Source organism: Pseudomonas sp. 313 (assembly GCF_000316965.1).
In the GTDB taxonomy this organism is placed as follows: Bacteria; Pseudomonadota; Gammaproteobacteria; order Pseudomonadales; family Pseudomonadaceae; genus Chryseomonas; species Chryseomonas benzopyrenica.
The window spans coordinates 160,063-182,339 of record NZ_ANBZ01000071.1; the positions used below are offsets into that span (position 1 = coordinate 160,063).

Consider the following 22,277-nt stretch of genomic DNA (forward strand, 5'->3'; position numbering starts at 1 on the left):
GATCTTGCCCAGCTTTTTTGGCTTAGCTACCAAACACTATCCCGACCAATGTCCCGCCGGCCAGCAGCCACAGCGGATGCCAGCGGGTAAATAGCGACCCCAGAGCACCCGCCGCCAGGATCAGCACCCACAGCGGCGTGGTGGCCACGCTCACGCCCACCAGCCAGGCACTGGCAGCTACCAGGCCGACGGTGACCGGCACCAGTCCGGCCTGCAGATGACGGCGCCAGGGGCGGTCGGCGAAGCGTTGCCAGAGGTGCAGCACGCCGAGGGTCAACAGCGAGGACGGCACGAACTTGGCCAGGGAGGTCACCAGCAGACCCGGCCAGCCGGCCACGTGCCAGCCGATCAGCGGCACGATCATCAGGTTGGGACCGGGCGCCGCCTGGGCCAGGGCGAACAGGGCGGCAAAGTCGGCGGCGCTCATCCAGCCGTACACCGTCACCACCTGGCGCTGCATCTCCGGCAGCACCGAGTTGCCACCGCCAAAGGCCAGCAGCGAGAGCTGGGTGAAGATCAGCGCCAGGGCCAGCAGGGTCGCGCTCATAGGCCCTGCCGATAGCTGAGCAGGACGCTGATGGGGGTGAGCACCAGCATGGTCCAGAGCAGCGGCAGCTTGAACAGCGCCAGGGCGAGAAAGGCCAGGCAGGCGATGCCCAGGGCCAGCCAGCGACCACGCAGGGGCTGAATGAGCTTGACCGCCATGGCCACCAGCAGGCCGGCGGCCGCCGCGGCGAGTCCGGCGAAGGCGTGACCCACCAGGGGATCGTCATGGTAGCGGTCGTAGAGCACGCCCAGGCCGACCACCACCAGGGTCGGCCCCACCAGCAGTCCGGCGGCAGCGGCCAGGGCACCGCTCCAGCCGGCGAATCTCATGCCCACCGCCACCGAGAGGTTGATGATGTTGCCGCCCGGCAAGAACTGGCAGAGGCCGAGCAATTCGGTGAATTCCTCCGCCGACAGCCAGCGCCGCTTCTCCACCAGGTAGCGTCGCGCCAGCGGCAGTACCCCACCGAAGGCGGTGATGCCCAGGCCGAAGAATCCGAGGAAGAGATCGCGGCGCCGCGGCCGGTGCAGGGTGGAGTCGTTGTCCATGGGCAGGGGTTCGTCAGATCCAGAGTGACAACAATAGCGTACCGGCAAGACCGGTGACGGAAACCAGGGTCTGCAGCACCGACCAGACCCACAGTGTCTGCTTGAGCTCCAGGCCGAAATACTCGCGCACCATCCAGAAGCCGGCGTCATTGACGTGGCAGAAGAACACCGAGCCGGCGCCGATGGCCAGGGCGATCAGCGAGGCCTGCGGCCCGGCCAGCCCGGCCACCACCGGCGCCAGGATACCGGCCGTGGTGGTGGTCGCCACCGTCGCCGAGCCGGTCGCCTGGCGCAGCGCCACGGCGATCAGCCAGGCCAGCAGGATGTAGGGCAGATGGGCGCCCTCGGCGACCTTGGCCACGGTGTGGCTGACCCCGGCGTCGAGCAGGGTCTGCTTGAGGCCACCGCCGGCGCCGATGGTGAGCAGCAACGCGGCGATGGGCGCCAGGCTCTTGCGCAGCACGCCACCGACGCGCTCGCGCGGCATGCCACTGCCCCAGCCGAGCAGCACGGTGGCCGCCAGCACGGCGAGCCCCAGGGCGATCAGGGGTTCGCCAAGAAACTTCAGCCCCTCCGCCAGACCGCTGTGCGGGTCGAGGGCGACCTTGGCGAAGGTGCTGCCCAGCATCAGTAGCACCGGCAACAGGATCACCAGCAACGACAGACCGAAACCCGGCTGGCGCGCGCCCTGATCCCGGGCGCTGAACAACTCACCCAGCTCCGCCGGCGGCTGGATCGTCATGCGCTGCGACAGCCAGCCGCCGTACAGGGGACCGGCCAGGATCACCGCAGGGATGGCGATCACCAGGCCCAGGAGCATGGTCAGGCCAAGGTCCGCGTGCAATGCCCCGACCGCGATCAGCGGACCGGGGTGCGGCGGCAGCAACGCATGCAGGGTGGTCATCCCGGCCAGGGCCGGAATGGCGATGCGCAGCAACGGCTGCCCGGAGCGCTGCGCCATGACGAAGATGATGGGCACCATCAGTACCAGGCCGACCTCGAAGAACAGCGGCAGGCCGATCACCATGGCCACCAGGGCCATGACCCAGGGCAGGCTGCGACCCTTGCCCAGGCCCAGCAGGGTGCTGGCGATGCGATCGGCGGCACCGGACTCCGCCATCAGCGCACCGAGCATGGAGCCCAGAGCGATGATGATGCCGGCCTCGCCGAGGATGCCACCCGCGCCCTTGCTGAAGGCCTTGGCCACGGCTTCGGCGGGCAGCCCGGCCCCCAGGCCGGCGATGAAGGTGCCGATGAGAATGGCCAGGAAGGGTGGCAGCCGGGTGACGCCAATCAGCAGGACGATGGCCAGGATGGCGGCCAGGCAGCAAGAGATCAGCCGGGTGTCGTGGGCGACCCAGGCGAGCGCAGCAGGATCCACAGGTGACTCCTTGTAACTTATTGTTTCAGGAATACCTTAACCGAAACGGGGTCCGAGGTACGACGTAAATCGAAATAACCCCTTTCGCTTATTGCACTTAGCTTGCGAACCTCAGGCGTTTCGCAGGATCCAAACTGCGTTCGGTCATGACCGAATCCCTTACCCTTTGCTCGCAGGCGGTTGGCATGAACGAAACCTCTACTCTCTGGCAGCAGACCCTCGCCCAGTTCCGCGACGGCACCGGTTCCACCCTGCCCACCCCGGGCAGTGGCGCGGCGGCGACCGTGGCGGCCTGCCTGGGCGTCGCGCTGGTCCTCAAGGGCTTGAAGCTCAGCCAGCAGCGCCAGCCGGTGACCCGCCACGCCGAGCTGATCACCCTGGGCGAGCGCCTGCAGGAAGCTCTGAGCACCTGTGCCGATGCCGATGTGCAGGCCTTCGCCAACTACCTGGAAGCCGATCGTCAGGCCAGTGGCGCCGGGGCCGAGGGCGAACGTCGCCAGCAGGCGCTCAACCTGGCCGCGGCCAACGCCGTGCAGATCCCCATCGCTACCGCTCAGCTGTGCCTGGAAGCCCTGGATCTCGCCGTGATCGCCACGCCGCTCACCGTCGAACCGCTGCGCAGCGACACCCTGGCCGGCGGTCGTCTGGTGCATGGTGCCCTCGGTGCGGTGCTGACCACCGTGGATGCCGACCGCAATGGCCTGAAATCCGGCGACGCCCGGGAAGCCGCGCGGCAGATGCGCGACAAGCTCCAGCAGCAGGCCGATCAGCGTCTTGCCCAGCTGAGCGCCACCCCCGTTCCGCCGGCCATGGGCTGACGGCCGGTGCTGGCCCGCCTGGGCTGGGTCCTGCGCGGACTCCAGCGACGCCTGTGGTTCCGCGCCACCCTGTTCTCGGTCGCCGGGGTGGCGACCGCCCTCCTCGCCCTGCTCCTGCGTGACCACATCCCGGCCAGTCTGCCGGCCAAAGTCGGCGCCGATGCCGTCGACAAGATCCTCACCATCATCGCCAGCAGCATGCTGGCGGTAACCACCTTTTCCCTCAGCACCATGGTGACGGCCTACAACGCCGCCGCCAGCAGCGTGACGCCCCGGGCCTATCCGTTGCTGTTGGAAGACAGCACCACCCAGAACGCCCTGGCCACCTTTCTCGGCTCCTTCCTGTTCAGCCTGGTCGGCATCATCGCCCTGAGCACCGGCCTCTACGGCGACAACGGCCGCGTGGTGCTCTTCGCCGTCACCCTGGTGGTGATCCTGCTGATCGTCTTCACCCTGCTGCGTTGGATCGACCACCTCTCCCGGCTGGGGCAGCTGGATGCCACCAGCGACAGCATCGAAGACGCCGCCCGGCATAGCCTGCAGCGCTGGTTGACCCATCCTTACCTGGGTGGGGTGGCGGCGCCGGTCGATGAACCCGCCAACGGCCGCCCGGTCCTGGCGGACCGCACCGGTTATCTGCAACGGGTAGACATGCCGCTGCTGGCGGACCTCTGCGGCGACCACGGTCGCCTGCGCCTGGCCGCCCTGCCCGGCGCCTTTCTCGATCCGGCGCAGCCGCTGCTCTGGGTGGAAGGCCTGCCGCCGGAAAAGGACGCTCGCCTGCGTGCCGCCTTCACCCTGGATGCGCGCCGGGTGCACGACCAGGATCCGCGCTTTGGCCTGACGGTGCTGGGCGAGATCGCCACCGGGGCGCTGGTGCCTTCGCGCAGCGATTCGGGCACCGCCATCGCCATCCTCGGTCGCGCCCAACGGCTGCTCACCGAACTCACCGAAAGGCGCGAGCCCGTCGAGCCTCGCTATCCGCGGATCGAGGTGCCGGAGCTGTCGCTGGACGATCTCTTCGACGACTTCTTTCTACCGGTGGGCCGCGACGCGGCGCCCCTGGTGGAGGTGGGCATGCGGCTGCAGAAATCCCTGGCGCGCCTGGCGGTCCAGGGCGATGCGCGGATCAGGCGCGAGTGCCTGCGGCATTCCCGCCTGGCGCTGGCCCGGGCCGAAGCCACCCTGCGCCAGGCCGAAGACCGCGTCATCCTCCAGCAGCTGGCTGCGGACGTCGAACGCCTCTGCGCCTCCCGCTAGCCCGGCAAGGCTAGCGCGACCAGGCCGGGTCGGTGGTGAAGGCGATGGTCAGCCAGCGGTCCGGGCCCTCGCCGCCAATGGCCTCGCCGATCTCGTCGCGGATGGCGTCCCATTCGTCCAGGGTCTTGGCCGGCCAGCCCACCGGCACGATGAAGTACAGCTCGATCTGCCGGGCTCGGCCGACCTTGGCCACATAGGCACGGTAGTCGAGAAAGCCGAAGCGCGAGACCATGCCCTGGGCGACCTCATCGACCTGCTGCTTGAGTTGCGGCGGGGTCACCATGAGGATTTCCGTGAAGGCCTGCCAGACCAGCTTCAGCGGTATGGGAATGATGAGTACGCAGATGATCGACAGCACCAGGGGATCGATGTATGGCGTGATCCAGGCGTAGGCCGTGCCTTCGGCCAGGGCGCCAACCAGGAAGGCCAGTACCAGGGCGGCCGAAATGCTGCCCGACATGATCCAGCTCTTGATGTCGAGCTTGAGAAAGTCCGACTGGATGTCCCGGTTCAAGCGATGCACGAGGGCGGCGAAGCCAAAGCAGCACAGGGCCGCAACCAGCGCATAGAGCAGCGCCATGCCGAACGCCAGCGCCTTGCCGCCGCTCATCAGGCTGATGATCGAGTTGACCAACGCGTAACAGGCCACGATGCACAGCACGCTGCCGTTGAGGGCGAGCACCATGGGTTCCAGGTGCCAGAACCCCATGTTGAAGCGCTCGGCCAGTCGCCGGTCGCCCTCCGCCTCCTGGCCGTGTCTATGGATCAGCATGGCCACCAACAGCGCCACGCCACTCATGAAGGCGTCGGTCAGCGAATAGAAGCCGTCGAAGACGACGGCATAAGAACCCGACAGCACCCCGAAGGCGATGCCCACGACCGCCAGGACCACCGTGACGACGATGGAGAAGCGCAGCACCGTGCGCTCGTTGCCTAGGCGTTTCAGCATGATTCACTCCAGCCACGGGATCGCCGCCAAGGGCGGCGAACAGGTTCAATTCAGGCCAATCATAGAGATCGGCAGGCTAGCCTGCATGGGCAGTTCGGCAAGGCTTCCATGCACGGACGCAATCAAAAGCCGGCAGGCTTCGGGTGTACACTGCACCGGTGCTTCTTTCCTTCAAGGCCTCTGACAGCAGCCTCTTCCGTATCCCAGAATCCTCAACGGCGACCCACCATGATCGAAGTTACCGAACGTTCCATCGCCGAGTTGCGTCGCGCACTCGAAACCGGCCAGACCACTGCGGTGCAGCTGGTCGAGGCCTACCTGGCCCGTATCGATGCCTACGACCCGCCCGCCAGCGCCACCGCGCTCAATGCCGTGGTGGTGCGCAATCCCGAGGCCCTGGCCGAAGCGGTCGAGTCCGATCGCCGTCGCGCCCGGGGCGAGACCCTGGGGCCGCTGGATGGCATCCCCTACACCGCCAAGGATAGCTATCTGGTCAAGGGGCTGACCGCCGCCTCCGGCAGTCCGGCGTTTAAGGACCTGGTCGCCCAGCGCGATGCCTTCACCATCGAACGGCTGCGCGCCGCCGGTGCCATCTGCCTGGGCAAGACCAACATGCCGCCCATGGCCAACGGTGGCATGCAGCGTGGTGTCTATGGCCGCGCGGAAAGTCCCTACAACGCTGGCTATCTCACTGCGCCCTTCGCCTCCGGGTCCTCCAACGGCGCCGGCACCGCCACCGCGGCCAGCTTCGCCGCCTTCGGCCTGGCCGAGGAAACCTGGTCCAGCGGGCGCGGCCCGGCGTCCAACAACGGGCTCTGCGCCTATACCCCCTCGCGCGGGATCATCTCGGTGCGTGGCAACTGGCCGCTGACGCCGACGATGGACGTGGTGGTGCCCTATGCCCGCACCATGGCCGATCTGCTGGAAGTGCTCGACGTGGTGGTGGCGGACGATCCCGACACCTCCGGCGACCTCTGGCGCCTGCAGCCCTGGGTGCCACTGCCCAAGGCCTCGGAGGTCCGCCCGGCCCGCTATAGCGACCTGGCCGTCGACGCGAGCGCCCTGGCCGGCAAACGCCTCGGCGTGCCGCGCATGTTCATCAACCAGGACCCGGAGGCCGGCACCAGCGCCAATCCCGGCATCGGGGGCCCCACCGGCCAGCGCATCCATACCCGGCCCTCGGTCATCGCCCTCTGGGAACAGGCCCGCGCCGCCCTGAAAGCGGCCGGCGCCACCGTGGTGGAGGTGGACTTTCCGCTGGTGTCCAATTGCGAAGGCGACCGCCCCGGCGCGCCCACGGTGTTCAACCGCGGCATCGTCTCCCAGGCCTTTCTCCACGACGAACTCTGGGACCTGTCCGCCTGGGGCTTCGACACCTTCCTGCGCGACAACAACGATCCCAACCTGAACCGGCTGGTGGACGTCGAAGGCGAGCTGATCTTTCCCCACGAACCCGGCACCCTGCCCAACCGTGAAGGCGACCTGGCCGCCGGCATGGCCGAATACGTGCGCATGGCCGAGCGGGGGCTCAAGACCCTGGGCGAGATCACCACCCTCCCCGACGGCCTGCGCGGCCTGGAGCACACGCGCAAGATCGACCTGGAAGACTGGCTGCAGGCCCAGGGCCTGGACGCGGTGCTCTTTCCCACCGTGGCCGACGTAGCCCCGGCGGATGCCGAGATCAATCCCGCCTCGGCCGACATCGCCTGGAGCAATGGCGTCTGGGTCGCCAACGGTAACCTCGCCATCCGCCACCTGGGCGTGCCGACCGTCACCGTACCGATGGGCGTGATGGCCGACATCGGCATGCCGGTGGGCCTGACCTTCGCCGGGCGGGCCTATGACGACTCGAATCTGCTCAGGCTCGCCGCCGCCTACGAGGCGACCGGTTCCAAACGCCAGGTACCGCCGCGGACGCCGCCGCTGGTGGGTTGAGGGTAGACGGCGTGGAAGCTGGCCGCTGAGCTTCATCCGCCGGTCAGAAGCGGATCGCGACGTCTGGCGGTTAGGCGCGCTAACCGACGTGTCCAGTCGGGTGCGGGTTATCCGGACGCCGCCAGCGGCCTAAGGTGGGTTCCAGGCAGGTGCCGTTTGCCGGCGCCGCCGCCCACCTCATTCCGTCCTGCGCGAGGGTACCGCCATGCAGCATCCATCGAATCGTCTGACCGGGCGCGCGCTGCTGTCGCTCGTCCTGCTGAGTAGTCCCTGGAGCGGCGTCGCCGCAGCCGAATCCACAACGGAACGTAACCAGCGCCTGGTCGAACGGGCCTTCGCGAATTGGAGCGCGGGCCGTGGCAGTCTCTTCGACGACCTGCTCTCGCCCACGGTGGTCTGGACCATCCAGGGCAGCGGTCCAGCGGCGGGCACCTACCACGGCCGCGAGGACTTCCTGGAGCGCGCCGTGCGTCCCTTCGCTCAGCGCCTGGCCACACCCATCGTGCCCCGGGTACAGGCCATCTGGGCGCGCGAGGACCAGGTCGTGGTGCGCTGGAATGGCACGGCCACCGCGCGCGATGGCGCGCCCTATCGCAATGAATACGTCTGGATCTTCAAGCTGGACGGGACGCGTGCGACCCAGGTCGAGGCCTTTCTCGATCTCGTCCCCTACCAGGACGTCATCGACCGTATCGCCTTGGCAGACTCCTCGCCCGCCACGCCCACCGGTGAACGGCAGGCGCCATGACGCCCCGCCGTTGCACGCGTGGCCCAAGACGCCCGGCTCAGACGACGCTTCGGCCGGGCGCCCGGTGACCATCCCAGAGCGTCAGCGCCAGGGCGATGGCGCCCTCGATGACCGGTAACTCCACCCCGTCCCGCGCCATGGGTGAAATGCCCAGCAACAGGCCTTCGAACACTGTCGCCAGGGCGCGAGCGTCGGTGTCTTCGGCGAGGTCGCCACGGGCGATACCGCGGCTGACGCACGCCAACAGGCCCTGGCGGATCCGGCCACGGGCCTCGCGCAGCGGCAGCGGAATGCTGGAATCCTCCTCCGCATAGGAACCCAGGGTGCCCAGCGCCACCAGGCAGCCCTTGGGCAACTGCGCGTCGCACTGCATCCGCGCGGAACGCCCGAGGGCCGCGGCGATCGCCTCCCGGGGCGTCAACGTCTCGTCGAACAAGGGGTCGTTCACCCGGCCATGGGTTTCCATGTAGCGAGCGACCACCTCCTTGAACAGCGCCTCCTTCGAACCGAAGGCCGCATAGAAGCTGGGCGCGGTGATGCCGCCGCCGATGGCCGCCTTGAGCCGACTCAGGGAGGTCGCCTCATAGCCATACCGCCAGAACAGCAGCAGCGCGTCATCGATTGCCTGGGTACGGTCAAACGACCGGGGACGTCCTACCTGAGCCACAGCGGATCTCCTCGCCAGAACCGATTTTTATACTAGACGATACAGAATTCATTGACCAGTCAGGCGGCCGGCTGCTTAGATATATACCGATCGATACATATATAAGGAGCATTGCCGTGACCGCGACACCCGATCCCGAACGCCTACCCGTGGCCGCGCTGTTGGCGCTGGCGATGACCGGTTTCATCTGCATCATGACCGAGACCCTGCCCGCCGGCCTGCTCCCCGAGATCGCCCAGGGGCTCACGGTCTCCCCGGCCCTGGCCGGCCAGACGGTGACCGCCTATGCCGCCGGCTCGTTGGTTGCCGCGATTCCCCTCACCCTGGCGACGGCGCGCTGGCGGCGGCGCCGGGTGCTGCTGGCGACCATCCTGGGCTTCTTGCTGTTCAACACCCTGACCGCGCTCTCCTCCAGCTATGCGCTAACCCTGATCGCCCGCTTCGCCGCCGGAGCCGCGGCCGGCCTGGCCTGGAGTCTGCTGGCCGGCTATGCCCGGCGTCTGGTAGTGCCGCGCCTGCAAGGGCGAGCGATGGCCATTGCCATGATCGGTACCCCGGTTGCCCTGTCCCTGGGCGTGCCTCTGGGAACCTGGCTAGGCGGTCTGCTGGGTTGGCGGCTGACGTTCGCGGCCATGTCCGCTCTCACCCTAGGCCTGATCGTCTGGGTCCTGGCCAAGGTCCCCGACTATCCGGGGCAAGCCGAGGGTCAGCGACTACCGCTGCGGCAGGTGTTCGCCACGCCCGGCATTCGCGCCATCCTCGGTGTGGTCTTTACCTGGATGCTGGCCCACAACCTGCTCTACACCTATATCGCGCCCTTCGTGGCCCAGGCCGGCCTGGACGATCAGGTTGACCGGGTGCTGCTGACCTTCGGGGTGGCCTCGCTGGCGGGAATCTGGATCACCGGGCGGATCGTCGATCACAGCCTGCGGCGCGCCGTGCTGGTGAGTCTTGCCGGCTTCGCCGCGGTCGCGCTGCTGCTGGGGCTCAACCGTGATTCGGCGATGGCGCAGTACCTGGGTCTCTTCCTCTGGGGGCTGACGTTCGGCGGCGCGGCGACGCTGCTGCAAACCGCCCTGGCGGATACCGCGGGCAGCGGCGCCGATGCGGCCCTGGCGATGAACGTGGTGACCTGGAACAGCGCCATCGCCGGGGGTGGCATTCTGGGCGGCCTGTTGCTGGAAGGCGTCGGCCCCCACCCCAGGCCCTGAGCTGGGCCGTGGTGGCCTTGTCGCTGGGCGCCCTAGCCATCGCGACGGCTGCCCGGCACCGCGGCTTTCCGGCGGGCACCCGGGCGAGCGTCTTACCCGTCCTGGGCCACTGACCGTCCGCGCGGGCACCCGGCCCGCGCCCTTCAGCCCCGGTGCGGGACCGCCTCCAGCGTCTCGCCCTGGAAGAAGGCCGGCGCACGCCAGCGGGCGAACAGCATCAGCACCAGACCCAGACCCAGGATCACCACGGCGATGATGAACACCAGGCCGATACCGCCCAGGTGCGAGCCGCTGCCGAAGTCCGGCGACAGGCTGGCGATGGCGGTCTGCCAGAAGATCACCGAGAGGATGATGGCGCCGAGCAGCGGGCAGAGGCCCCGCAGCAGCGCATGGCGCAGGCTGTCGAACAGGCTGCGGCGGAAATACCATACGCAGGCATAGGCGGTCAGCGAGTAGTAGAAGCAGATCATCATGCCCAGGGCGGTGATGGTGTCCGCCAGGACGTTGTCGCTGAGGGTGCGCATGACCACATAGAAACCGCCCGTGGCGATACCGGCGGCGATGGTGGCATAGCGCGGCGTGCGCGAGCGCGGGCAGATGTGGGCGAAGCGGCGCGACACCGCACCGTAGTACCCCATCGCCAGCAGGGTGCGCGCCGGGGAGATGAAGGTGGATTGCAGGGAGGCGGCGGTACTGGCCAGCACCGCGATGGACATCAGGATCGCCAGCGGCCCCATCACCGGTCCCGCCAGGTGGGCGAAGACGTTTTCCTGGATCTCGGGATTGCCCAGCCCCAGGCCGGCGTCGCCAATGCCGGCGAATTGCAGGGTGGCCGCGGCGGTAAAGAGGTACAGCAGCAGGATCAGCAGCACCGTGACCGTCGCCGCGCGCCCCGGCACCTTCTGGCTGCCCACCGACTCCTCGCTCACCGTCAGGCAAACATCCCAACCCCAGAAGATGAAGATCGACAGCGACAGCCCGGCGGCGAAGGCGGAAAAGGATTCGACGTTGAAGGGGTTGAACCACTCGGGGTGGAAGACCACCGGCGCCGCCGCTGGCGCGGCGTTGAAGGCCGCCAGCGAGAAGCCGACCAGCACCAGCAGTTGCAGGGCGACCAGCCCGTACTGGACGCTCATGGTCATGCCGATGCCGCGGCAGCTGATCCAGACCGCGATGGCGATGAACACGCAGCAGGTGACGATGTTCACCAGCAGGTGCTGCGACAGCGCCGCCAACTCCGCTCGACCGCTGAGCTGGGCGAGAAAGAGATAGAAGAAGTCCACCGCCACCCCGGCAAGGTTGGATAGCACGATGGTGGTGGCCGTCACCAGGCCCCAGCCACCGATCCAGCCGATCATGGGGCCGAAGGCGCGGGTCGACCAGGTAAAGGAGGTGCCGCTGTCCGGATCCACGGCGTTCAGCTCGCGATACCCCAGGGCCACCAGCAGCATCGGCAGGAAGCCGACGATGAAGACCGCGGGCAGGTAGACGCCCACCTCGCGCACGGTCGGCCCCAGGGCGCCGGTCAGGGTGTAGACGGGGGCGATGGTGGAAATGCCCAGCACCACGCAGGCGAGTAGCCCCAGGGAGCCAGCGGCCAGGCCCTTGGCGGACGGATCGGCCAGGGCTTCCGGCCCGGCGGTGGCCGGAGCGCCTGCAGGTGCGCCCTTGCTCTGTTCATTCATAGGTCTCTGCCCTGCTGTTGGTATTGTTGTTCAGAGTCCAGCGTGCGCGGCAAGGTGCCTAACGCGATGCGGCATGGCGCTGGCAGGCGTCCCGAAAGGCGTCCAACAGCGTCAGGGATTCGGGGCTCTCGCGGAAATTCCACTCGGGATGCCACTGCACCCCGACGACGAAGCCGGGGGCGTCGGCCAGGGACACCCCTTCCACCAGACCATCCGGCGCCAGGGCTTCGATGCGCAGCCCCTGCGCCAGGCGGTCGATACCCTGGCTGTGCAACGAATTCACCTGGAAGCTGGCCGGCAGGCCGAGGCGTTCGAACACCCCACCGGGCGGCACAGCGACCGGATGGGTGGGCGCGTACTGCTCGGCGAGCAGCTCGCTCTGGGGCTCGCGGTGATCGGCATGCCCGGACAGTTCCTGCACCCGCTGGTGCAGGCTGCCGCCGAGGGCCACGTTCAGCTCCTGGAAGCCGCGGCAGATGCAGAACACCGGGATGCCACGATCGATGGCCAGGCGCAGCAGCGGCAGGGTGTAGGCGTCGCGGGCGGCATCGTGCTGGGTGCCGGCGAGACTCGCCGGTCCCTGGTAGTGATGGGGCTCGACGTTGGAAGGCGAGCCGGTGAACAGCAGGCCGTCCAGGTGCGCCAGCAGCGACTGCGGATCGCTCGGCACGCTGCGCGCCGGCAGTACCACCGGCAGGCCGGCGTGACCCGCGGCCTCGACGTACTTGTCGCCGACGGTATGGGAATCGTATTTGCCGAGCGTCTGCCGGCACGCCGTCACGCCGATCAGGGGCATAGGGGACATGGCTTATCTCCAGAGTGCCCGCCTGGATCAGGCGGGCGGACAGGGTCAGATACCGAGGCGATCGCGCAGCTGGTAGTAGGTCGCGCCCAGCGCGGTGAAGGGCACGCGCAGGAGTTGCCCGCCCGGGAAGGGATAGTGCGGCAGGCCGGCGAAGGCATCGAAGCGCTCGGCCTGGCCGCGCAGGGCCTCGGCCAGCACCTTGCCCGCCAGGTGGGTATAGGTGACGCCGTGGCCACTGCAGCCCTGGGAGTAGTAGATGTTGTCGCCGAGGCGGCCCACCTGGGGCAGTCGCGACAGCGTCAGCAGGAAGTTGCCGGTCCAGGTGAAGTCGATCTTCACGTCCTTGAGCTGCGGGAAGGTCTGCAGCATCTTCGGCCGGATGATCGCCTCAATGTCGGCCGGATCCCGGGCGCCATAGACCACGCCGCCGCCATAGATCAGCCGGCGATCGGCGCTGAGGCGGAAGTAGTCGAGCAGGTAGTTGCAGTCCTCCACGCAATAGTCCTGGGGCAGCAGGCTGCGCGCCATGTCCTCGGACAGCGGCTCGGTGGTGAGCACCTGGGTGCCGCAGGGCATGGACTTGGCAGCCAGTTCCGGCACCAGCCCGCCCAGGTAGGCGTTGCCGGCCACCACCACGAAGCGCGCCTTCACCTGGCCATTGGCGGTATGCACCACGGGGTTGGCACCGCGGTCGATACGGGTGGCGGCGCTCTGCTCATAGAGCTTGCCGCCCAGGGAGGCCACCGCCGCCGCCTCGCCCAGGGCCAGGTTGAGCGGATGGATATGGCCGCCGCTCATGTCCAGCAGGCCGCCCAGATAGCGATCGGTGCCGACCACCTCGCCGATGCCGGCCTTGTCGAGCAGGTGCAGCTGGGTATGGCCATAGCGCTCCCAGAGCTTCTTCTGGGCTTCCAGGTGGCCGAGCTGCTTGCCGGTCAGGGCGGCGAAGACGCCGCCGTCCTTGAGATCGCACTGGATGTCGTAGCGGGCGATGCGCTCGCGAATGATGCGACCACCCTCGAAGGCCATCTCGCCCAGCAGTTGCGCCTGCCTGGGCGGCAACTGGCGCTCGATGGCATCGATGTCGCGGCTGTAGCTGTTGACGATCTGACCGCCATTGCGCCCCGAGGCGCCGAAGCCGACCCGCGCCGCCTCCAGCACCGTCACGCTGAAGCCGTGCTCCAGCAGGAACAGCGCGGTGGAAAGCCCGGTGTAACCGGCGCCGATGACGCAGACATCGGACTCGACACTGCCGTGCAGCGCCGGGTATTCGGTGTGGAGGTTACGCGAAGCCGCGTAGTAGCTGCCGACATGTTGTTGCATGGTGAGATTCCTCTGCCTGCGACTCCGGCGGCTGCGCCGGAATCGCCGCGCCTGTTCAGAGCTTGATCCAGGTCGCCTTGAGTTCGGTGTATTTGTCGAAGGCGTGCAGCGACTTGTCGCGTCCGTTGCCGGATTGCTTGAAGCCGCCGAAGGGCGCCGTCATGTCGCCGCCATCATACTGGTTGACCCAGACACTGCCCGCACGCAAGGCCCGCGCCACGCGATGGGCACGGGAGATATCCCGCGTCCAGACGGCCGCGGCCAGGCCATAGGGGGTGTCGTTGGCGATGCGCACGGCCTCTTCTTCATCCTCGAATTCGATCACCGCCAGCACCGGGCCGAAGATCTCTTCCCGGGCGATGCGCATGGCGTTGTCCACCCCTTCGAAGATCGTCGGGGTCACGTAGCTGCCACCGGTCTCGGTCAGGGCGCGCGCGCCGCCGCTCACCAGCCGGGCACCCTCGGCACGGCCCGCTTCGATGAACCCCAGCACGGTGCGCAGATGGCCTTCGTCCACCAGGGCGCCGACGCGGGTGCTGGGGTCCAGCGCATGGCCGGGCGCCCAAGCCTGCAGCGCCTCCGCCACCAAGGCCAGGAAACGCTCCTTGATTGAGCGCTCGACCAGCAGCCGGGAGCCGGCCACGCAGACTTCACCCTGATTGAAGGCGATGGCCGCCGCGGCCGCTTCGGCAGCGGCCACCAGATCCGGGGCATCGGCGAAGACGATGTTGGGACTCTTGCCGCCCGCCTCCAGCCAGACCCGCTTCATGTTCGATTCGCCGGCATAGACCAAGAGTTGCTTGGCGATGCGGGTGGAGCCGGTAAAGACCAGGGTGTCGACATCCGCATGCAGCGCCAGCGCCTGGCCGACGGTATGGCCATAGCCGGGCAGCACGTTGAACACCCCTGCCGGGATGCCGGCTTCCAGCGCCAGCCCCGCGATGCGGATGGCGGTCAGCGGCGACTTCTCGGAAGGCTTGAGGATCACCGAGTTGCCGGTCGCCAACGCCGGGCCCAGCTTCCAGCAGGCCATCATCAAGGGGAAATTCCAGGGCACGATGGCCGCGACCACCCCCACCGGTTCGCGGGTCACCAGGCCGAGCTGGTCGCGCGGCGTGGGCGCCACCTCGTCGTAGACCTTGTCGATGGCCTCGGCGCTCCAGCGGATGGCATTGGCCGCCGCCGGGACGTCGATACCCAGGGCATCGCCGATGGGCTTGCCCATGTCCAGGGTTTCCAGCAGGGCCAGCTCCTCGGCATGGGCCAGCAGCAGCTCGGCGAAGGCGATGAGTACCCGCTTGCGCTGCACCGGCGCCTGATGCGCCCAATCGCCCCGCGCGAAGCTGGCCCGCGCAGCCTGCACGGCCACCTCGGCATCCTCGGCCATGCAACTGGCCACCCGGGCCAGGTGGCGACCATCCACCGGGCTCAGGTCGTCGAAGGTGGCGCCGCCCAGGGCGTCCTGGTAGCGGCCGTCGATGAAGGCGCGGGATTCGACGGTCAATGCCTGGGCGCGCCGCTCCCAGTCCTGTCGTGTCAGCACGGTCATGATTGCGCCTCCTAGACGGTATGCAGATACCAGTTGTATTCGAGATCGGAGATGGTGGTCTCGAACTCCTCCAGCTCGGCTTCCTTGCAGGCGACGAAGATGTCGATGTACTCGGGGCTGATGTACTGGTTCATCACCGCGCTGTCGTCCAGGCGGCGCAGGGCGTCGCGCAGGTTGTTCGGCAGGCTCTGTTCGAGCTGTTCGTAGGAGTTGCCACTGACCGGCGCGCAGGGTTCGAGTTGCTGGGTCATGCCGTGATGAATGCCGGCCAGGATCGAGGCCATCATCAGATAGGGATTGGCGTCGGCCCCGGCGACCCGGTGTTCGATGCGGATCGCCTCGCTGCTGCCGGTGGGTACGCGCACCGCCACGGTACGGTTGTCCAGGCCCCAGCTCGGGGCGTTGGGCACATAGAACTGGGCGCCGAAGCGGCGATAGGAATTGACGTTCGGACAGAGGAAGGCCATGGACGCCGGCAGGGTTTCCAGGATGCCGGCGATGGCATGGCGCAGCGGTGCGTGGTGCTCGGGATCCTCGGTGGCGAAGATGTTCTGCCCGGTCTGCTTGTCCAGCAGCGAGATGTGTACGTGCAGGCCGTTGCCGGCCTGGCCGGGATAGGGCTTGGCCATGAAGGTGGAGTCCATCTCATGGTCGTAGGCGATGTTCTTGATCAGCCGCTTGAGCAGCACCGCGTAGTCGCAGGCCTTGATGGCGTCCTCGACGTGATGCAGGTTGACCTCGAATTGCGCCGGCGCGGATTCCTTGACGATGGCATCCGCCGGCAGCCCCTGCTCCTTGGCACCTTCGAGCATGTCCTGCAGGCAATCCACGTATTCGTCCAGGTCGTCGATCAGATAGACCTGGGTCGAGACCGGTCGCTTGCCGGAGATCGGCGAGCGCGGCGGCTGCGGCCGACCGTTCACGTTCTCCTGGTCGATCAGGTAGAACTCCAGCTCGAAGGCGGCGCAGATGGTCAGCCCCAGATCATCGAATTTCTTCACCACCCGGCGCAGCACCTCGCGCGGATCGGCGAAGAACGGCGAGCCGTCCTGCTCGTGCATGGTCATCAGCAACTGCGCGGTCGGGCGCTTCTGCCAGGGCTCGTAGCTCAGGGTACCGGGGATGGGAAAGCAGGTGCGGTCGGCATCGCCGATGTGCAGGCCCAGGCCGGTGCTTTCCACCGTGGAGCCGTTGATATCCAGGGCGAACAGCGAGGCCGGCAGATTGATGCCGCGCTCATAGACCTTGGACAGACTGGCCCGCTCGACACGCTTGCCCCGGATGACGCCGTTCATGTCGGTGATCAACAGATCGACGTACTGGATCTCGGGGTGCTCCTTGAGAAAGCCGTTGGCTTCGGTGAGCTGGACGACGCGGGGGGATATCGAATTCATGGGAGGCATCCTTGACGCTGGCCCGCTTCGTTGTGCTTGCTCGTGCGGGTCTGGCAGCGTGGCTGTGGGCGGTGGTCGCTGCAGGCGCCGACCCCGTCTGCCAAGGTCCGCCCTTCCACCTGATTGCCCTCGCGGGGCTGGGCCAGTATAAATTGGCATGAGCGCAACCCATATCGGCGAATTGGCAAAGGAAGAATGCACGGATGCAATATCAAATAGGCCATGCCGATCTCAAGCTGATCCTCGCCCTGGTGCGTGGCCGGACCCTGGCCCGAGCGGCCGAGCAGCTGCAGGTGGATGTCTCCACGGTGTTTCGCGCCATCCGCAAGCTCGAAGCCAATCTGCAGGTCGCGCTGTTCGACAAGACCCGGCGTGGCTACACCCCCACCCAGAGCGCCAAGGCGCTCGCCGAACAGGCCGAGCGCGCCGAACAGGCCCTCGAAGCGGCGCGGATCGCCCTCACGCAGGGCGAGAACGTCATCAGTGGCACCGTCCGCCTGACCTGCACCGACGCCGTGCTGCGCAGCCTGCTCTTGCCGGGCCTGGCCGAACTCATGCCGCGCTATCCGGCGGTCGCCCTGGAAGTGGCTACCTCCAACACCTTCGCCAGCCTGAGTCGGCGGGACGCGGATATCGCCCTGCGCCTGTCGAACGCGCCGCCCGAACACCTGATCGGCCGGCGGCTCGGTCGCAGCTCCTACTTCGTTTGCGGCCATGAGCGCTATCGCAGCGGCTATGGCCCGTTGGCCACTGAATTGCCCTGGATCGCCCCGGACGACTCCCTGGCCGATCACGTCTCGGTCACCTGGTTGCGGCAGGCCTATCCCAGCCTCACCCCGCGCTATCGCTGCAGCAGCATGTCCTCAGTCGGCAGCCTGGTAGGTGCCGGTCTTGGCGTGGCCGCCCTCCCCGACTTCATGATCAGCAGCCTGGAGGGGGTCGAACGCCTCGGTCCGGCGCTGCCCGGTTGCGACACCGATATCTGGCTGCTGACCCGCCCGGACAATCTGTCGCTGCGCTCGGTGCAGATCCTCTTCGATGAACTGGCGAACTTGTTGAAAGCCCGGATAGCGGATGTTTGTCTGGCTTGAAGCGAAGTGCTCGTTCGTCGGCTTTAATGGCAACTTACCGGTAACTTTCCCAGTACCGCCTTCCACCCGAACACCCTTTGAACAGCAGTTTTAACGAATTTTTCACGCCTTCTTGACGAGCTTTTTGAAGTTAAGGTCATCAACGCGACCTAACGCTTTCAAGTGCTCTGCAGACACGCGGAGTCAAGTACGAAAAGTGCTGTTTCCAGGTAGGCCGTCGGCGACGAATTGCCTTAAAAAACAAGCCGGTTAGGCGATATCGAGAGTCATGGTGGTCAATTTCCACGGAGACAACGATGAGCAGCCGCTTCGCCATACCCGATAACCCCGATCGCGATTGTCTGTTAAACATTCACCGGCTTCTCACCTTGAGAATCGATCAACTGCGCAATGTCGATATGGGCAGCTCGCAACTGCAGGAGATTCTCTTCCAGTTCGAAGCCCTGACGGCAGAGACCATCCAACTGGTCGAGGAAGTCGCCGTGAGACTGGCGACCGAGGCGCATTAGCGGCCAGTGGTCGCAGCGTTCGGGAGGTCCGGCGCGATCCCGCATTCGCCACCACCTGCTCTGCTCGGAAGCGCGCTGGCTGGAGGGATCTGCGTCCAGCGAGGAGTGAGGACCGCAGGTCGGGATGCCCCTGCGGGAAGCCTGTCGGGCGATAGATTGCAGGCAGCTCCTCCGCCCAGGGCATTCAGGCATTCAGGGCCATGGCTGCATACAGGCCATCCTGCCTGACCAGTTCCTCATGAGTGCCCTGCTCCACCAGTTGCCCGGCCTGGATGACCAGAATCCGATCCGCCTGCCTGACGGTGCTGAGGCGGTGGGCGATGGAGATCAGGGTCCGCGGCCCTTGCAACGAAGCCAGGGCCGCGGCCATCGCCGCCTGGGTGCTGCTGTCCAGGGCGCTGGTCGCTTCATCCAGGAGGATGATCGGCGGATCGCGCAGCAGCATGCGGGCGAGGGACAGACGTTGGCGCTCGCCGCCGGACAGTTGATAGCCCCGGTCACCGACCCCGGCCCCCAGCCCCTCGGGAAGCCCGCGCACCGTGGCATCCAGCTGCGCCCTTTCCAGCGCCCACCAGAGTTCCGCCTCGCTCGCGTCGGGCTTGGCGAAGCGCAGGTTGGCCTCGATGCTGGCGTTGAGCAGGAAGGTATCCTGGGTCACGATGCCGACCAGGCTGGCCAGCGTCGCGAAGCTCAGCTCGCGGATATCGATGCCGTCGTAGCGGATACGCCCCTGATCGGCGTCGTACAGGCGCGCGAGGAGATAGGAGATGGTGGTCTTGCCAGAGCCGGTGGGGCCAACCAGCGCCGTGTGCTTTCCGGCCGGTATCTCGAACGTCAGATCCTTGAGTACGGCGCGATCGCCATAGGCGAAGCTGACGTTCTCGAAACGGATGCCCTGCTGGAAATCCTGCCGCGCAAGAGTCGTCGGTGAGCTCGCCTCGACGACCGTCGCCGGCGTATCCAGGTAGCTGAACACCCGCGCCAGCAAGGCGCGTCCCTTGGCGAATTCGATCCGCGTTTCAAAGATCTCCAGCAGCGGCCAGAGCAATTGCTCCTGCAAGGCGATAAAGGCCACCAGGGTGCCGATGGACACCTGCAGTCCCAGGCCGATGAACAGACCGCCGCCCAGGAAGGTCAGCGCCGGCAGGAGATCCAGCGCCAGGAAGACGAGCGCGAATTCCCATTGTCCCGCCGTGCTGGCCTGGGTTTCCAGGCGCGCCAGCTGCGCGGAGTCACGCTGAAAGCGCTGCACGAGATAGTGCACACGGCCCAGGGTACGCGACAGGATGATGCCGCCGGCCGACAGGGACTCGGCGATGTTGGCGGAAAGGTCCGCCACCTGCTCCTGTTGCCGGTAGGTTACCCGCTCCCGCAGCTGGGCGACGCGGCCATTGATCCAGACCAGCAAGGGAATGACGGCGAAGGAGACACACGCTAGGCGCCAGTCCAACAGCAGCATCGCCACCAGGGTCGCCGCCACGACGCTCAGGTGCTTCGCCAGATCCGTGGCTGAGTGGGTCAACAGGGTCTGCAGACCGGCGATGTCGCTGGACAGGCGTGCCTGCACTTCGCCCGCGCGGGTACCGGCGAAAAACGCCAGCGAGAGGTTCTGCAGGTGGCTGTACAGGCGGGTTCGCAGGTCGTGCATGACGCTCTGGCCCACCCGAATCGCGACATAGGTCTGGGTCAGGTTGGCGATGGCATTGAACAGCGCCACCCCGACCAGACCCGCGGCCAGATAGACCAGCAGCGTCAGGTCCTTCGCCGGCAAGGCATCGTCGACGATGCTGCGGATCAGGAAGGGACTGATCACGCCGCTGATCCCGGCGACCGCGATCAGCAAGACCACCAGTACCAGTGCGGCCCGATGTGGAGCCAGTAGCTCGAGAACTCGCGCGAAGGTGACATGCCGCCTGGCCAGGTCGCCATAGTCGTCGAGGGTCTCGGTTTCAGCCGGCGATCGTGGGGAAGAAGAGGAACTGGACATTTGCGTGGTTTCAGGTCGGTCAGAGGAAGGAGCGGACTCAAGTCCGCGTCATCGGGTGCCAAGGAAACCTTGGGCTGTCTGGGGGTCAGGACGCGAGGGCGTCGGTCAGCCGGATGTCAAAGCGCGCGCCGCCTCTTTCGCTTTGCGTCAGCGCCAATTGCCCGCCCTGCTTTTCTATGGCGCGACGGCTGATCGACAGCCCCAGGCCGAAGCCGCCGGTAGCACGATCCCGACTGCGATCCAGGCGATAGAAGGGCTCGAACACCCGCTCCCGTTCGCCCGGTGGAATACCCTCGCCATCGTCCTCGACGGTGATCAGCAGGCTGTCGGCGTCGCGGCCAACGGTCAGCCAGACCCCACGCTGGCAATAGCGCAGGGCATTGCCAATCAGGTTCTGCAACGCGCGGGCCGTGAGTCTTGGTGCCAAGAGGGCTTGCTCGGGCGCAGCGGCCATGTCCAGGCTCAAGGTGACGCCACGCCTTTCCTGTTCCTCGCTGAAATCCGCCAGGACACTGTCCAGGAAGGCACCGAGCGTGAGTGCTTGACGCTCGGGTGGCTGCTGACTGGACTGCAACCGCGCGTAGGAAAGCAGCTCGTTCACCAGCGCATCCAGTTCGCGGACGTGGCGAATCTGCTGCTCCAGCTGTCGCTGTGTTTCAGCGGGCAGCGGGTCGGCCTGCAACAGGGCCAGGCCGAATTCCAGACGGGACAGGGGCGTGCGCAGCTCATGGGAGACCGCATTGAGCAGGTCGCGCTGCTGGACGATCAGGGTTTCGAGGTCCTGGGCCATGTCATCGAAGGCCCGCGCCAGCTGGCCGATGTCCGAGCGCGGCGAGATCGCGGTACGCTCCTGCAAATGCCCTTTGCCCAGGCGCGCCGCCGTGCGCCTGAGCCGCTCCAGATCGCGCCAGTGCGGCCGCAGCCAGACATACAGACAGATGAGCAGCGCCGCCCCGATCAGGGCGTTCATGGCCCAATACGTCAGGGCTATGTCGGTCGGAACCTCGGCGAAGCCGACCCAGAGGACGTGCCCGCCCGGCAGGGGGATCAGGGCGACGCTGGGATCGCCATCGTCGGTCAGGCGGACGCGCCGTTCGCCCTTGGCCAAACGGTGGCGCTCGGCGCTCGTCAACCGAGGATCGGTCTGCAGCCCCAGCTGCAAGGTGACGGGCGCGATGTCGGCGTTCAGCTCAGCCAGCAGCGCCGGCCAACGAGAGATCGGCGTCTCCACGAAGGTCCGCTCCACCAGTTTCAGTGGGCCATGCATCTGCTCCAGACTGACGCGACTATAGCGATCACTGAACATCTGCTGCAGGGCTTCCGGGACCAGATAGCTGGCTGCGCCATAGGTCACCAGCAGCACGCAATAGAGCCTTATCAGGATCTTGAACATCTAGGCGGACCCGACGCCGCGGCGCGGTCGTCCCTGCTGCGAGACGCATCCGGCCCGTTCTGCCAGCTTGAACGACGGCCAGCGCGAACGGTAGGCGGCGCCTTCCTGGCGCTGACCAGGCAGGATCACGAGCGTGCTTTGGCGACGCTGATCGGTGGCCATCGGCGCGGCCGAGGCGGCGACGGTTTCGACGCGAAAAAAGGGTTTCACAGGTAGGTCCCAGGGCAAGCAGGCGGCGAGCATAACGGAGCGCCAAGCCCTCAAGGACCGCCCTTAACACTCTTTCACAAGAGACCTACAGACCTTTACAAGGCCGCCCAGGCGCGCCCTCTACCATGGCGTTCTCCACGAGGACGCCCGATGTTTCACTACCCACTCTTTCCTTCTTGGCACTCCGAAAAAAAGCGGATCCTGGTGCCATCGCACGCCTTGGCTCGGCTCTGCCGCCCAGCCCTGCCCTGGGGCGAACAGCTCGCG

General features: G+C 67.0%; 19 protein-coding genes and 1 pseudogene. 7 read left to right on the forward strand and 13 right to left on the reverse strand.

Going from position 1 to position 22,277, the window contains the following annotated elements:
• Nucleotides 1-22: 22 nt before the first annotated feature.
• From C722_RS0115180 to C722_RS0115190, 3 genes are read right to left on the reverse strand one after another with little or no spacing between them, the layout of a single operon-like run.
• Complete coding sequence (locus C722_RS0115180; RefSeq protein ID WP_017641318.1) at nucleotides 23-547, reverse strand: chromate transporter; 525 nt, start codon at nucleotides 545-547, stop codon at nucleotides 23-25.
• Complete coding sequence (locus C722_RS0115185) at nucleotides 544-1,095, reverse strand: chromate transporter (RefSeq protein WP_017641319.1); 552 nt, start codon at nucleotides 1,093-1,095, stop codon at nucleotides 544-546. The genes C722_RS0115180 and C722_RS0115185 overlap by 4 nt, the downstream gene beginning before the upstream one ends.
• A 13-nt stretch (nucleotides 1,096-1,108) precedes the next feature.
• Nucleotides 1,109-2,476, reverse strand: a complete 1,368-nt coding sequence (locus tag C722_RS0115190) for a gluconate:H+ symporter (RefSeq protein ID WP_017641320.1) — start codon at nucleotides 2,474-2,476, stop codon at nucleotides 1,109-1,111.
• 185 nt (nucleotides 2,477-2,661) lie between these two features.
• Here C722_RS0115190 and C722_RS0115195 point away from each other — a divergent pair, with 185 nt between their 5' ends.
• Together C722_RS0115195 and C722_RS0115200 are read left to right on the forward strand one after the other, a co-directional pair.
• Complete coding sequence (locus tag C722_RS0115195; protein WP_017641321.1) at nucleotides 2,662-3,294, forward strand: cyclodeaminase/cyclohydrolase family protein; 633 nt, start codon at nucleotides 2,662-2,664, stop codon at nucleotides 3,292-3,294.
• Between the two features lie 6 nt (nucleotides 3,295-3,300).
• Nucleotides 3,301-4,554, forward strand: a complete 1,254-nt coding sequence (locus tag C722_RS0115200; RefSeq protein ID WP_017641322.1) for a DUF2254 domain-containing protein — start codon at nucleotides 3,301-3,303, stop codon at nucleotides 4,552-4,554.
• A gap of 10 nt (nucleotides 4,555-4,564) precedes the next feature.
• Here the strand turns inward: C722_RS0115200 and C722_RS0115205 are convergent, their stop codons facing one another.
• The gene (locus C722_RS0115205) at nucleotides 4,565-5,503 is read right to left on the reverse strand and encodes a cation diffusion facilitator family transporter (protein ID WP_017641323.1); all 939 of its coding nucleotides are present in this window, start codon (nucleotides 5,501-5,503) and stop codon (nucleotides 4,565-4,567) included.
• Nucleotides 5,504-5,731: 228 nt separating this feature from the next.
• Between C722_RS0115205 and C722_RS0115210 the strand changes: the two genes are divergently transcribed.
• On the forward strand, nucleotides 5,732-7,438 hold the full coding sequence (locus C722_RS0115210) for an amidase (RefSeq protein WP_017641324.1): 1,707 nt from the start codon (nucleotides 5,732-5,734) through the stop codon (nucleotides 7,436-7,438).
• A gap of 205 nt (nucleotides 7,439-7,643) precedes the next feature.
• Nucleotides 7,644-8,186, forward strand: a complete 543-nt coding sequence (locus tag C722_RS0115215) for a nuclear transport factor 2 family protein (RefSeq protein WP_017641325.1) — start codon at nucleotides 7,644-7,646, stop codon at nucleotides 8,184-8,186.
• 37 nt (nucleotides 8,187-8,223) lie between these two features.
• On the opposite strand, the gene C722_RS0115220 is transcribed toward C722_RS0115215, so the two are convergent.
• Complete coding sequence (locus tag C722_RS0115220; protein WP_017641326.1) at nucleotides 8,224-8,853, reverse strand: TetR/AcrR family transcriptional regulator; 630 nt, start codon at nucleotides 8,851-8,853, stop codon at nucleotides 8,224-8,226.
• A gap of 173 nt (nucleotides 8,854-9,026) precedes the next feature.
• On the opposite strand from C722_RS0115220, the pseudogene C722_RS24995 reads away from it, so the two are divergent.
• Nucleotides 9,027-10,177, forward strand: a pseudogene (locus C722_RS24995) (MFS transporter).
• A 30-nt stretch (nucleotides 10,178-10,207) separates the two neighbouring features.
• On the opposite strand, the gene C722_RS0115230 reads toward C722_RS24995, so the two are convergent.
• The 5 genes from C722_RS0115230 to C722_RS0115250 are packed head-to-tail and all read right to left on the reverse strand — an operon-like array spanning nucleotide 10,208 to nucleotide 16,820.
• Nucleotides 10,208-11,749, reverse strand: a complete 1,542-nt coding sequence (locus tag C722_RS0115230) for an APC family permease (protein WP_017641328.1) — start codon at nucleotides 11,747-11,749, stop codon at nucleotides 10,208-10,210.
• 58 nt (nucleotides 11,750-11,807) lie between these two features.
• On the reverse strand, nucleotides 11,808-12,554 hold the full coding sequence (locus tag C722_RS0115235) for a gamma-glutamyl-gamma-aminobutyrate hydrolase family protein (protein WP_026083878.1): 747 nt from the start codon (nucleotides 12,552-12,554) through the stop codon (nucleotides 11,808-11,810).
• 45 nt (nucleotides 12,555-12,599) lie between these two features.
• Nucleotides 12,600-13,877, reverse strand: coding sequence for an FAD-binding oxidoreductase (locus tag C722_RS0115240; protein WP_017641330.1), 1,278 nt, complete (start codon nucleotides 13,875-13,877; stop codon nucleotides 12,600-12,602).
• Between the two features lie 55 nt (nucleotides 13,878-13,932).
• Entirely contained in the window at nucleotides 13,933-15,426 is a 1,494-nt protein-coding gene (locus C722_RS0115245; protein ID WP_017641331.1) for an aldehyde dehydrogenase, read from the reverse strand.
• Nucleotides 15,427-15,437: 11 nt separating this feature from the next.
• On the reverse strand, nucleotides 15,438-16,820 hold the full coding sequence (locus C722_RS0115250) for a glutamine synthetase family protein (protein ID WP_017641332.1): 1,383 nt from the start codon (nucleotides 16,818-16,820) through the stop codon (nucleotides 15,438-15,440).
• 203 nt (nucleotides 16,821-17,023) lie between these two features.
• Between C722_RS0115250 and C722_RS0115255 the strand changes: the two genes are divergently transcribed.
• The gene (locus tag C722_RS0115255; RefSeq protein ID WP_017641333.1) at nucleotides 17,024-17,911 is read left to right on the forward strand and encodes a LysR family transcriptional regulator; all 888 of its coding nucleotides are present in this window, start codon (nucleotides 17,024-17,026) and stop codon (nucleotides 17,909-17,911) included.
• 296 nt (nucleotides 17,912-18,207) lie between these two features.
• Nucleotides 18,208-18,420: a hypothetical protein gene (locus C722_RS0115260; RefSeq protein WP_017641334.1), complete on the forward strand. Its 213-nt coding sequence runs from the start codon at nucleotides 18,208-18,210 to the stop codon at nucleotides 18,418-18,420.
• Nucleotides 18,421-18,604: 184 nt separating this feature from the next.
• On the opposite strand, the gene C722_RS0115265 is transcribed toward C722_RS0115260, so the two are convergent.
• From C722_RS0115265 to C722_RS0115275, 3 genes are all read right to left on the reverse strand, one after another.
• Nucleotides 18,605-20,407 (reverse strand): ABC transporter ATP-binding protein, encoded by a 1,803-nt coding sequence (locus C722_RS0115265; protein ID WP_017641335.1) that lies wholly within the window; start codon nucleotides 20,405-20,407, stop codon nucleotides 18,605-18,607.
• Between the two features lie 85 nt (nucleotides 20,408-20,492).
• Entirely contained in the window at nucleotides 20,493-21,800 is a 1,308-nt protein-coding gene (locus C722_RS0115270; protein WP_017641336.1) for an ATP-binding protein, read from the reverse strand.
• Nucleotides 21,801-22,043: a hypothetical protein gene (locus C722_RS0115275; protein ID WP_017641337.1), complete on the reverse strand. Its 243-nt coding sequence runs from the start codon at nucleotides 22,041-22,043 to the stop codon at nucleotides 21,801-21,803.
• Nucleotides 22,044-22,277 lie beyond the last annotated feature (234 nt).